Consider the following 12,415-nt stretch of genomic DNA (forward strand, 5'->3'; position numbering starts at 1 on the left):
TACAAAAAAGACACTACCGCGTTTAAACGGTTTCCACATGAGTTATCTTCTTTGCGCTCCCCCTAAAAGGGGGAGATTTTATTGCTTTGCATCGAATCCGCCCTGTGTGTAACCTAAACATTCGCCTGTAGTGTCTAAAGCTCTTGAATAATTCGCCGTCTGCGGAGCGCTTTTTGACGCTTGGATGATGTTCATTTCAAATTTCACCATTTCCAAAGAACTAATAAGAAGTTCCTGGTTCTGGCTATTCACACGTCTGACACTATTAGCGACAGTAACGAGTTTATCCCGTCTTGATGCCAGATTTTTCTGATCTTCTGGTCTTTTCTCTAAAACTACGATCAGATCGGTCAGTTTCAATGAATTAACATCCTTGTTAAGCACGTTTGCAATATCCTGCATCGCGGTCTGTCTTTTCTTCTCGAGCGACTGGATATTACCTATTATGTGCTGCTCCTCATCCGTGATCTTCGCAAGTGCAGTCAGATCGCCCTTTACGATAATAGGGGTCTTTCTGCTTGATAACTCCAGTAATTGTTCATACATAGTACATTCCTGATCAAGCACGCTGACCAGATTCTCCATAAGACTAGCCACTGGAATCATCCTCCTGATATTTATTTAATTAATTACGCAAGCCCGTTAGCTTCGTCGAATTTAGCCAGTAATTTATCTGCAAAAGCCTCTCCACTCACGTCATAAGTTCCATTTTTAATAGCTGCTTTAAGCGCCTGCACTTTGTCTTCCCTGACATCCGGAGCAGCGTTCACAGCCTGTTTAGCAACCTGAATTTCTTTTCCGATAGAAGAAAAGGATACAGTATCCCTTGCGCCCTCAGTCTTCTTAGTTGCTGTGGTCTTATTAACTTTGCTTGTCGAGTAAATCTGCTGAACCTGACTGTATGCATCTATTCGCATAATCTTTTCCTCCTTCCTTGGAGTTTTTTTGCTTCTACTTCATTTATCGGTAGAAGTTGCCATTACTTTAGCTGTTTCTGAAAAATATTTCCCCAAATATTATTCACAAAGAAATGGCTAAAACACCCAAGGTTATCATACTTTTTACGGGTTCCAATATCTTTATCGACCAAAAATTAAAAAACTTTAGAGTATTTTTATAATTTTTTTTATTTTTTCAGTTAGTTTCTGAAAGGTCTCTTTCTCTGGCTCCGTCAACCTCGCCACTGAGGAAATGTCTGCGGCAGAGGGAAACATAGGATTCATTTCCGCCCATCATGATCTGTTCACCGCTTCTGACAATCTTGCCGTTACTTACACGTGCATTAAAGTGAGCCCTTCTTCCGCACCAGCAGACTGTAGGAACTTCTTCTATATAATTGGCAATTTCCATAAGTCTCTTTGATCCGCTGAATAAGTGACTTGTAAAATCTGTTCTAAGTCCATAACAGATCACCGGAAGATCATACTTATCCACAACCTCTGCCAGCATATCCACCTGCTCCTCTGACAAAAACTGCGCTTCATCGACGATCACACAATCAAGCTTCTTCCAGTTATCACTTTTTCCTGTGAGCCATTCATTTTTTACTTCTTCCAAAAAGTCCTCAACAAATGTGCACTCAGCACTGAGGCCAATCCTTGATTTTACAGTTTTTTCGCCATCTCTGTCTTCAGCCTTTGGCTTCAATAAAATAGCTGTCTGCCCCTTCTCAAGATAGTTGTAACGCACCATAAGCGCATTAGCTGTTTTGGAACTCCCCATTGCTCCATACCTGAAATACAGTTTTCCCATTGTTTCTCCCCTTGACTAATATTTATTTGATCCATGTAACTTTATTCATTACCTTTTATAAGTACCAATTTGTTATAAGGAATCTCGATACCTTCCTCATTAAACCGCTTCATAAGCTCAATGCGAACATCAGAGCAGGCTGTCGGATTATCCCTGAAATCAGCTGTCTCCATAAGCGCTCTTAAGGTCACACCGCTGTCATCGCAGCTTCTGCACAAAACATTTGGCCTCGCCCCGAAGTGCTTTGGATGAGATTCTATCACATCTGCCATTATTTCTTTTGCCTTCTCAATATCAGTGCCATAAGCGACTGAGATATCTATAGGATATGAAAAAGACTGTTCCTGAGTATAGTTAATTATTGAAGCTGCCCCAACTATGGAATTAGGAATATAGATGATCTCATTTTGATAAGTCTTAATAACTGTGTGTCTCAAGGTGATATTCTCAACAAAGCCCGGTTCATAGGAGTTGATCATTACCCTGTCGCCTATGTCAAAAGGCCTTGAGTGAGACGCAGAAAGCGCTATTCCGGCAAACACATTTGCAAGAGTCGACTGGGCTGCAAGACCAAGAACTACAGCTGCTATTCCGGAAGAAGCGATCGCTGTCTCCCAGGTCTTTGAAAAAGCAGGAATCTCACTCATTGCTGTAAGTGCTGCTATCACCCACAATATCGCTATTATAATGCCCTTTAGGAAAATGAGATGAAGTTTGCCCCGAAGCATCTCCTTGCTCAAGAATTTATTCATCAGAAAGCTCAGTAAATAAGCCACAACAAATGGTAAAACATATTTTAGAAAAACATTTAAGAATTCTGTCATAATTGCTCCATATTGTACATTTTTAGTTATTTAACTTCTAAAGTATACCATATATGGACATAAGAAAGAATGCCGCTTGCAAAGCATTTTATTAATCAAAAAAAGATCCCACCCGCATATTGATTACGGATGGGATCATGATCATTTTTTTACAGAGCCGCCATATCAAGCTGGTGCACTGTTCCGACACCACCACTTTCTCTTAAAAATAGCCCCGACGCCTTCATCATACCGGCAATCACAAATTCACTGTTCTGATGCGTGAACTCAGTTGATGCACTTCCAAGATAGATTGCTCCCACATCTGCCTCTTTTAGCGACATCAGATGGTCCTTCCCCTCTTCATCCCGGATCCATATCCTGAGAGCCTCATAAATCTCGTCGTTTTCATCAATCCACCCATTGTTGTCTTTGTCATATACTCCCAAATCCTTGAAGCCATCCCCACTCTTCGTTCCAAAAAGCTCTGAACCGTCATTGATCTTTCCATCGCGGTTTCTGTCCAGGGCAAGATACCCGCTCCCTTGTGAAAGAGCAGAAATCTTTTCCTCTTTACCATCACAATCAAGATCAAAATAGAAATGCTGGTCAGAAATAGATGAAACATCACTTCCAACATTGATGACAAGCGGATCAATAAACTTTGCAGCACTTGCCATAGTCATTCCTGCGTACTGACAGAATCTCCTGGACATTGAAAAATCCACATTAAAGTCAATGCTTCTGCCATCTTCGGTCAAAGCCAGTCCCTGTCCTGAAAATGTAGTCATCTCTTCCTCAACATGCACCATCTCGACAGTTGTCACCTTAAGGAAAGAATTACTTGTCAGCATATTGGCTGTGTTAGAGATCGTATCCTTGAAATGTCTGCTTTGGTCTTCACCTCCAAGCATTTGCAGAAGACTCATGATTCTTTGAAGAATTGAATTTCTGATCTCTGCAAGCTGCTGTTCAAGCGATGACTCGTAATTTCCAAGATACTCTGTCTTTGACGGTTTTAACGAAGAATAGTTTTCACTTCCCGTTGCCTTGCTTTCGGATAAGTCGCCCGTTGTGATCTCAAGACTATCCATCTTCTTTTCCTGATCATTCAAACTATCAAGAAAAGCGCTTCTGGTCACTACGCCACTTTGTACATTAACCGTATTCTCCTCGTAGTACTGGTGGCTTGAGACCATGTTTACCTGTGCCTGTGCAATTTTCATGGTACCTCCTTTGGGTCACGAAGGTTCATATTTTGCGCTAACAGAGGCAGACTCTATATTTGCGCAAAGAAAATGAACCTTCAAATGAAGATGTTGATCCTCCATGAAGATTCACGCTTTCCATAGCTATAGTCGTAAGCCGCTGGCACTGCTTACTTTTTTGATGCAGCATTTAAGCTACTTATTGTATCGGTTAAAAAAACTTATACATTAGCCAAATAATAAAAGACTAAATATTCAGACTTCTTCATCATCCATTTCTTCAAATGCAATGATAGAATCAATGATATCCTCAAAGTCCTCCTGAAGTTCCTCTAAAGTATCGCCTTCGTAGGTGTAGATCTTGCCGTCTATCTCAACTTCTCCGGTATAAAAATCGCACTTCTCATCATACTCTACAGTTCCCTTATATCCTTCGTATTCAAGTTCTTTTTTTGACATAAAAAATCTCCCTCGGTTATTCGCCGCGGGAGACTTTTATAAATGACTGATCAATATCAGTCTTTAACTTCGATCCTTGCTGCCTCTTCCTTCTCAGGAATTGCTTCCTTCTTAGGAAGTGTAACTGTCAGTACACCATTTCTGTACTGGGCGATTATATCTTCAGGCTTAAGGCCTTCTACACTAAAGGACCTCTGATAAGATGAACTTCTTCTCTCACGACGGATGTACTTACCTTCATTATTTTTTTCATCCTTATTTTCGCTGTGAGAAGCACTAATTGTCAAGACATCATTCTTAAGGTCGATACTGATATCCTCTTTATTAAATCCAGGGAGCTCAGCTTCAAGCTGATAGCAATTATCTTTTTCGATCACATCGGTTCTCATGAGGCCTGACATGTTATCAAACTTTTTGCCCGCGCCTTTGTTGTAATCGCAAAGCTCGCCAAAGAATCTGTCATTAAACAAATTGTCCATCTCATCAAAAATATCATTATTACTCCAAAGCATAGGCATTAACATAAAACATCACTCCTTTTCTATTTATATTTTTATTTAGGTTGTAGTAGTTTTGTGCCGCCACTTAAGATTGCTTAAAATTTAATTAGCACTCTTATGTATTGGCTGCTAATTTCTTGTTACAAGTATGTTATAGAACATGTAGCACATAATGTCAACACATTAATTTCTAAAAAAAATATAAAGTTTCAACTTCAAACAAGTAATTAATTTACTATCTCTTTGTATATGCGTAAGTGAGACAGAGGGAAGACAGAGGGACGGTTCTTTTGACTTATTGTAAGCAATAAGTCAAAAGAACCGTCCCTCTGTCTTCCTCTCTTATTCTATTAAGATATCTTATGAATAGCTTTCTTAGGACACTTCTCTACACAAGTACCGCAATGTGTGCACTTCTCCTGGTCGATGGTTGCCACATTGTTTTCCACAGTGATTGCGCCGGCAGGACAATTCTTTTCACAAATATGGCAGGCAATACATCCAACCTTGCAATATCCGTTAACAAGTTTACCCATATCCTGTGATTTGCAGGCAACTGACTCCTGTGCTGAATATGGAATAAGATTGATAAGATGTCTTGGGCAGATGTCTATACACTTTCCACAAGCCTTACAATTCTCTTTATCCACAACCGCTACGCCATTAACCACATGTATTGCATCAAACTGGCAAACCTGAACGCAGCTTCCGCCGCCGAGGCATCCATAAGAGCAAGTCTTTGAACCGCCGCCCGGAGCCTGCGCCTGAAGTCTACAGTCTGAAACGCCTTTGTACTCATATTTCTGAGCTGCATTTTCACAGTCACCGTTACAATGGACAAATGCAACCTGTCTCTCTGTTTCAACAGCTGCCACTCCCATTATCTCTGAGATTGCTGCTGCAACAGGAGCACCACCAACAGGGCACTGATTAACTGCTGCCTCGCCTTTAGCTATGGCAGCCGCACAACCTGAACATCCGGGGAAGCCGCATCCACCGCAGTTATTACCAGGAAGTGCCTCTAAAATAGCAGCTTCTCTTTCATCCACATCAACATGCAGTTTCATATCTGCCAGTCCAAGGATAAGACCAATCACAATTCCTACACCGGCTACAACTGCTGTTGCAATGATAATTCCATAGGTCATAGTCTTTTTTCTCCCTTTATCACTCACTTCAAAGCTGAGAATCCGGTAAATGCGATAGCCATAAGTCCGGATGTCAAAAGAACCATTGGCATTCCCTTAAATGGTGCAGGGATGTCATTGTATTCCATTTTCTCACGAAGACCTGCCAGAATTACAATAGAAATTGTAAATCCAACAGCTGTGGCGAAACCGCAAATTGTACTCTCAAGAATTGTGTATCCATCAGTTACGTTATTGAGGGCAACACCAAGAACTGCACAGTTTGTTGTAATAAGAGGAAGATATACACCAAGTGCCTGATATAAGGAAACGATGTATTTCTTCAGGATCATCTCTACGAACTGAACCAGCATGGCAATTACCAGGATGAATACAATAGTCTGAAGATATGAAAGATCCAGTGGATTCAGAATAAACTTATAAATAATGCTGCACACAAGTGAAGCAAGTGTGATAACGAAGATACATGCGCCACCCATTCCAAGAGCTGTATCAGTCTTCTTTGAAACACCAAGGAACGGACAAAGTCCAAGGAACTGGCTAAGTACTACGTTATTAATAAGTGAAGCTGAGATCATCAGCCCAATTAAACTAAGTATTGTCTCTCCCATGATTACTTAGCCTCCTTTTCTGCTGCAATCTTATCGGCCGCTTTTTCTTCAGCTGAGCCGCAGCAACCCTCGCCAAATTTTGAAGTATCCTTGCCTTTCTTGGCCATGTTTGATTTGATCTTGTTCATGATAGCAATCAGGAATGCAAGAACAAAGAAGGCTCCGGCCTGCTGTACAAAGATGCTGATTGGCTGATATCCGGAAAGGAATGCACCAACTGGTCCGGGAACAACAGTACCTGCTCCAAGGATCTGAACATCAAAAACTGTGCCTGCTCCGACAAATTCACGAACAAGGCCAATAACAGTGATAGCACAGGTAAATCCAATTCCCATTCCTATTCCATCAAAGAAAGCCGGAACGACGCCGTGCTTACTTGCGTATGCTTCTGCTCTACCAAAAATGATACAGTTAACAACGATAAGTGGAATATATACACCAAGTGCGCTGTTAAGTGCCGGTACATAGGCCTGCATAAGAAGCTGAACCAATGTAACGAATGAAGCAATAACTACGATAAATGAAGGAATTCTTACAGTTCCCGGAATTACCTTACGAAGAGCGGAAATAACCGCATTACTAAGTGCCAATACAAAAGTTGTTGCAAGTCCCATTCCGAGACCATTTATTGCTGATGATGTTACTGCCAGGGTAGGGCACATACCGATCATCAACACAAGAGTAGGGTTTTCAGCTACAAGGCCGTTAAAAAATCTCTCTAAAGGAGTATCTTTCTTAAATCCTAAAGCGCCCGTTTTTACATCTGCACTCATGACTGACCTCCTTTCAAAACATTCTCAAAATAGTTCACAGCTGCATTCACACCATTAGTTACGGCTCTTGAGGTGATCGTTGCACCTGAAATAGCCTCGATCTGTGTGGCTGAATCTGTCATCTGACCATTCTTAACAACTGAGAACTGCTGAGCATTTTTGTCAACGAACTGTGGAACAAGTACCTTTTCTGCATTCATTCCAAGTCCGGGAGTTTCAGCAATTGAAATGATTGAAATACCATTTACATTTCCATCATTTGTGATACCAACTGTGTAAGTAATGAAATCGCCATATCCCTTTGAGCTTACCTGAATTACATATCCAAGAGCTGCACCTGAAGCATCCACTGCCTCTTTTACGCTCTCAATAGTAACACCCGGGAATGCTGCACCAGCCTGCTGTGCGCCGGCTTCATCAATCTCTGCATCATTAAATGTTGCAGCTGCTGCAAATACTGACTGGTTTGCCTTATCCTGTGCAAGCTTTTCCTGATAAGCTATAGGCTCTTTTGTCACCTGGTATACAACTCCAAGAAGTACACCTGCGACCAAAGTGATTGCAAAAAGGATCAGGGCGTTTTTAATCATGCTCTTTGTATCGTTCATGTTATTTCGCCTCCTTTTTTGCAACTCTCTTTATACCAAAGGCTCTTGGAATAGTGAACTTCTCGATAAGTGGAACAAGAAGGTTTGAAATGATGATCGCATATGAAACGCCTTCTGCATTTGCTCCAAATATACGGAATATTCCTGTCAAAAGACCTAATATAAAGCCATAGATATATCTTCCCTTGGTAGTGATAGGACAAGTCACATAATCAGTTGCCATAAAGAAGGCACCAAGCATAAGTCCGCCACCTGCAAGGTGTGCTGAAATATAGGACCAGTTAAATCCATATCCTCCAAAAAGACCTACGAAAATAATGAAGGTGATTATGTAAGTAAATGGAATTACGTAATCAATAATGCCTATTGCAAAGAGGATCATAGCTCCGATTGAAATGCAGAGCATTGATGTCTCACCAATAGTACCTGCTGTTCTACCGATAAGCATATCCATTACGTTGACCTCTACACCGTTCTTCAAATTGGCAAGTGGTGTAGCTCCTGTGTAAGTATCTGTAACGAAGTTGGTCATAATAGCAGGGAAAGAAATAACCAAAAAGCATCTTCCACCAAGTGCCGGATTCATAAAGTTCTGACCAAGTCCGCCAAAGAGCTGCTTAACAAGGATAATTGCGAAGATACCTCCAAGGATTGGAATCCAGAACGGAACTGTTGATGGAAGGTTAAGTCCAAGCAAAAGTCCTGTTACTACTGCGGAGAAATCTCCGATAGTTATCGGCTTGTGCATTGCTTTTTCGTAAATAAACTCTGAAAGCACGCAGGAAGCAATCGATAATAAAATAATAATTAGTGCATCCAAGCCAAAGTTATAGATACCAAAACCTGTTGCAGGCAAAAGAGCTATCACAACCCACATCATAATATTTGAAGTAGTGGTTTTGGATCTCACATGGGGATTGGATGATACGCTTCTTAAATCACTCATCTTATCTCGTCCCCCTTACTTTTTTCTTTTTCCTAGCTGTATTTTTCTCATGCCCTTAATGAGCTGAGTAAGCTGGCGCCTTGCCGGACAAACATAACTACAGCATCCACATTCGCAGCATTCCATTCCATACATATCAAGGAATGCCTTCTCGTCACCATGTTCCACAGCATCTGCCAGATTCTTTGGAATAAGTCTTTCAGGGCAGGCCTCTACGCAACGTGCACAGTTGATACATGCACTTGGCTCAAACTCTGCTACTTCATCCTTAGTAAGGCAGGTAAGTGCTGAAGCTGTCTTTGTGGTAGGAACGTCGAGATCAAAGATTGCAAATCCCATCATAGGACCGCCAGAAATGATCTTGGCAGGTTCTGTCTTAAATCCGCCTGCATCCTCTAATAGCTCTTTATAATTGGTTCCGATTCTTACCTTATAGTTTCTAGGATCTGTGACAGCGTCACCGGTAATAGTAACAATTCTCTCCATGAGAGGACGTCCCTCTTTTACCGCTCTGCACACAGCACAAAGAGTATCAACATTGTCAACGATACATCCAGCATCTGCCGGAAGCATTGAAGAGTTGATCTCTCTTCCTGTAACTGCATAGATAAGCATACGCTCAGCGCCCTCAGGATACTTTGTCTTGACGGGCTTAACGCTTATCTTTTCCTCATCTTTTGTTAATTCTTTGAATTTAGCGATTGCATCAGGCTTATTGTCCTCAATTGCAAGAATTCCTCTCGCATTAGGGAAAATACTAACCGCAATCTTAAGACCTTCCAGCAAAAGCTCAGGCTCTTCTATCATACGCCTGTAGTCGGAAGTCAGATATGGCTCACATTCAGAGCAGTTCGCGATAACATAGTCGATCTTATCCGGCTCTTTTGGTGAAAATTTAACAGCAGTTGGGAATCCTGCACCTCCCATACCAACGACACCAGCCTCTCGAACAGCTGCAATCTTGTCCTCGGCGGTCATTTCTTCGTACGGTTTTAATGGCTTAAATTCCACTTCGTCATACTTACCATCGTTTTCAACTATGATGCTGTCACACATAGCTCCTGTTGCAAGACGCCTTGGCTCAATTGCCTTGACTGTTCCTGAAACAGTTGCATAGATTGGCGCAGAAACAAAGCCACCTGCTTCTGCAATCTTCTGTCCTGTAAGAACATGATCCCCAACAGCAACGATTGGTTTAGCCGGTGCACCTATATGCTGTGATATCGGATACACCAAATCCCCTTTAGGGAGGACTGATTTGATGGGCTTATCCTTGGATAATTCCTTACCTTCGTAAGGATGGATTCCGCCCGTAAAAGTACCTCTTGCCATCTCCTACCCTTCTTTCATATTTTTGTTTATAGTGAAAGTACTGTGCCAATCCCAGCACTTAATACTACTTATACAATTATACTAAATTTTGTACAAACTTGCTTGATTAATATCAAAAAAATCTGTCAATTTTTACCCACCTGTCTATATATTGTGTTAATTAACCTTTCCACCCCTATATATATCGTTTTATAGATGCGTTATATTTGCTTTATCGTAATTTAATGTTTGCCATCAAGCCCAGTATTTCGGCGAATTCCCGCATTTAGCAAACGCACGTTCGATTGTTTTCACTAGAGCCAAGTGCTATTGTCATGTGCAGCGAAAATGATTTCGCTTAGCAACACAAATAAATTCTATGGAGGGAATTAGTGTTATGCAAAAGAAATTTCTAGTATCTTTAACAGCAACAGCAACTGCTTTCTCAATGCTCGTTGCACCAAGTCTCACTGCATTTGCTGAGGATGCAGCAGCTGAAGATGTTACTACCCCTATCAATATAACTTCTGATAGCGAAAAAAAGGAAGTTGTAGTTGAAAGTGTTACTGTTGACACAGGCAATAGTGCTATTACTGTTTCAACTTCTGAAGGCTCTGTTACCGTTAATGAAGATGTAAATACAAGCGGATCAAATGGGACAACTACTAAAACCTACACAGATGGGGAGAAGACATATAACACTTCTAGTCCTGCAATTATCGTATCTGCCGGCAGTGTTGATGTCGGAGGCAATGTTAACGCAACAGGAGATGATCAGACAGGTATCGATGCTTATTCTTATAACTCAAATGATAAAGTAAATGTAACTGTTGATGGGAAAGTTTCTGCGAATGGAACTGGTATATATGCAACTGGTAAAGATACAACTGTTGAAGTTGGAAGTGTTAATTCAGGAGATGATGCCATATCTGCATTTAACGGCTCAACCGTTATCGTTAACGGTGATGCTATTTCAACAGGTGCCGCAGGCACAATTTCATCCGGAGATTACAACAAAGAGACCAAGCAGTACGAAAAAGAGACCGAGAGCTATTATGGCTCAGGAATAGATACTGACGGTAGCTCTAATATTTTTGTAGATGGCAATGTTATTGGTGTAAATTCTTCATCTATTAGCATCTATCAGAGTAAATCAGAGCATGACAATAATGAAAAGCAGGGATCAATTATCATTACTGGCACAATTTCAAACTCTGATGATAATAGATCTCGAATCTCATTCGACTATTCTTCTACCAGAGATAATGACGGTAATGAAATAAAGCCAACATATAAAGACGTAGATGATGTTTTGAAATCAATTCCAGAACTAACCATCTATGAGATGGATAAAGGGTATATTAGCGTTGGTAGACCATTGGCAGAAGATGCTAATGTAACTTATAAGGACGTTTATGACGCTGTAGTTAAGACAATCAACTATATCATCAACCAGGATACAGAAAGCCAGAAAAAATATGGCCTTAAGTTAACTGAAGATAATGAAAACGTGAAAACAATCTCTGGTCCTCATGGTGAATCCTATGACACTGTAAATATAAAAGAAGCGTTTAAGGTTGCTGCTAACGTTCCTGAAGGATATGAAGTTACTGCCGGAGAGAACGTTACAGTTACAAATAATGGTGATGGAACATTCACGCTGGTTCTTGACAGCAAAAAGGGTGGAATCAATGTTAAGGTAACAGCAATTGTTAAGACTACTGAGAATACAGATGGTTCACAGAGCTACGAAGTTGTAGTAGAAAATGTAACTCCATCTTATGCAGATCCTGCACAGGCTCCTGCAGGTGCAATCGTTGTATCTAACACTGTTAGCGCAGCAGATACTCCAAGCCAGATTGCAGCAATTAGCGGAACAAAGCCTGCACGTACTGTTTCCTATAACATGTCAAGCATTACTCCAATCCAGTACAAGGAATCAATCATTTCTAACGTAGCAGCAGCTCCTCAGGGCGGCGCTATGAACATTGAAACTGACAGAGTTGCCTGCCTCGATTCAAAGATGATCGCAGCAATTGCATCTCGTCCTGACATTGATGTAAACGTAGTATTCACATACGGCGGAAAGAAGCTTAAAGTTACTATTCCTGCAGGATATGACGTAAATAGCCTTCTTGATGAGTATGGCTACTGCGGATTCTTAAGACTTATGTCAATTCTTGGATCTACTGAGCTTTAATAGTTTAAAAAAGAGTCGCATTGAACAGGGGTCTGTCAAGTGGACAACTCAAATAAACAAAATTAAGTCAAGAAAAAGGTGATCACGTTCATGTGG

The 12,415-nt window shown here is 41.0% G+C and carries 14 protein-coding genes; 1 reads left to right on the forward strand and 13 read right to left on the reverse strand.

Annotated elements, in window-relative coordinates; all coding sequences use genetic code 11:
* Positions 1–78 precede the first annotated feature (78 nt).
* The 13 genes from E7303_RS04115 to rsxC form a co-directional block, all read right to left on the reverse strand.
* On the reverse strand, positions 79–597 hold the full coding sequence (locus E7303_RS04115) for a flagellar protein FlgN (protein WP_292143969.1): 519 nt from the start codon (positions 595–597) through the stop codon (positions 79–81).
* A gap of 32 nt (positions 598–629) precedes the next feature.
* A complete protein-coding gene (flgM, locus tag E7303_RS04120; protein ID WP_022773617.1) occupies positions 630–917 on the reverse strand; it encodes a flagellar biosynthesis anti-sigma factor FlgM in 288 nt (95 codons plus the stop codon).
* A gap of 217 nt (positions 918–1,134) precedes the next feature.
* The gene (locus E7303_RS04125) at positions 1,135–1,752 is read right to left on the reverse strand and encodes a thymidine kinase (protein WP_022773616.1); all 618 of its coding nucleotides are present in this window, start codon (positions 1,750–1,752) and stop codon (positions 1,135–1,137) included.
* 41 nt (positions 1,753–1,793) lie between these two features.
* Positions 1,794–2,576 carry a mechanosensitive ion channel family protein gene (locus tag E7303_RS04130; protein ID WP_292143970.1) on the reverse strand — a complete coding sequence of 261 codons (783 nt, stop codon included), beginning with the start codon at positions 2,574–2,576 and terminating at the stop codon, positions 1,794–1,796.
* Positions 2,577–2,725: 149 nt separating this feature from the next.
* A complete protein-coding gene (locus E7303_RS04135) occupies positions 2,726–3,781 on the reverse strand; it encodes a hypothetical protein (RefSeq protein WP_292143971.1) in 1,056 nt (351 codons plus the stop codon).
* 237 nt (positions 3,782–4,018) lie between these two features.
* The gene (locus tag E7303_RS04140; protein ID WP_103868339.1) at positions 4,019–4,222 is read right to left on the reverse strand and encodes a hypothetical protein; all 204 of its coding nucleotides are present in this window, start codon (positions 4,220–4,222) and stop codon (positions 4,019–4,021) included.
* 56 nt (positions 4,223–4,278) lie between these two features.
* Positions 4,279–4,746, reverse strand: a complete 468-nt coding sequence (locus tag E7303_RS04145) for an Hsp20/alpha crystallin family protein (protein ID WP_292143972.1) — start codon at positions 4,744–4,746, stop codon at positions 4,279–4,281.
* Positions 4,747–5,072: 326 nt separating this feature from the next.
* Positions 5,073–5,870 (reverse strand): RnfABCDGE type electron transport complex subunit B, encoded by a 798-nt coding sequence (locus E7303_RS04150; protein ID WP_292143973.1) that lies wholly within the window; start codon positions 5,868–5,870, stop codon positions 5,073–5,075.
* Between the two features lie 23 nt (positions 5,871–5,893).
* Positions 5,894–6,481 carry an electron transport complex subunit RsxA gene (gene rsxA / locus E7303_RS04155; RefSeq protein ID WP_292143974.1) on the reverse strand — a complete coding sequence of 196 codons (588 nt, stop codon included), beginning with the start codon at positions 6,479–6,481 and terminating at the stop codon, positions 5,894–5,896.
* A 2-nt stretch (positions 6,482–6,483) separates the two neighbouring features.
* Positions 6,484–7,254, reverse strand: a complete 771-nt coding sequence (rsxE, locus tag E7303_RS04160) for an electron transport complex subunit RsxE (RefSeq protein WP_292143975.1) — start codon at positions 7,252–7,254, stop codon at positions 6,484–6,486.
* Positions 7,251–7,862, reverse strand: a complete 612-nt coding sequence (locus E7303_RS04165) for an RnfABCDGE type electron transport complex subunit G (RefSeq protein ID WP_022775990.1) — start codon at positions 7,860–7,862, stop codon at positions 7,251–7,253. The genes rsxE and E7303_RS04165 overlap by 4 nt, the downstream gene beginning before the upstream one ends.
* A 1-nt stretch (position 7,863) precedes the next feature.
* On the reverse strand, positions 7,864–8,808 hold the full coding sequence (locus E7303_RS04170; protein ID WP_292143976.1) for an RnfABCDGE type electron transport complex subunit D: 945 nt from the start codon (positions 8,806–8,808) through the stop codon (positions 7,864–7,866).
* Between the two features lie 15 nt (positions 8,809–8,823).
* Positions 8,824–10,140 carry an electron transport complex subunit RsxC gene (rsxC, locus tag E7303_RS04175; RefSeq protein ID WP_292143977.1) on the reverse strand — a complete coding sequence of 439 codons (1,317 nt, stop codon included), beginning with the start codon at positions 10,138–10,140 and terminating at the stop codon, positions 8,824–8,826.
* Between the two features lie 376 nt (positions 10,141–10,516).
* On the opposite strand from rsxC, the gene E7303_RS04180 reads away from it, so the two are divergent.
* Positions 10,517–12,319, forward strand: coding sequence for a hypothetical protein (locus tag E7303_RS04180; RefSeq protein WP_292143978.1), 1,803 nt, complete (start codon positions 10,517–10,519; stop codon positions 12,317–12,319).
* Positions 12,320–12,415: the final 96 nt, after the last annotated feature.

Origin of the sequence: Butyrivibrio sp., assembly GCF_015056685.1 — a bacterium.
Classification (GTDB): Bacteria; Bacillota; Clostridia; order Lachnospirales; family Lachnospiraceae; genus Butyrivibrio.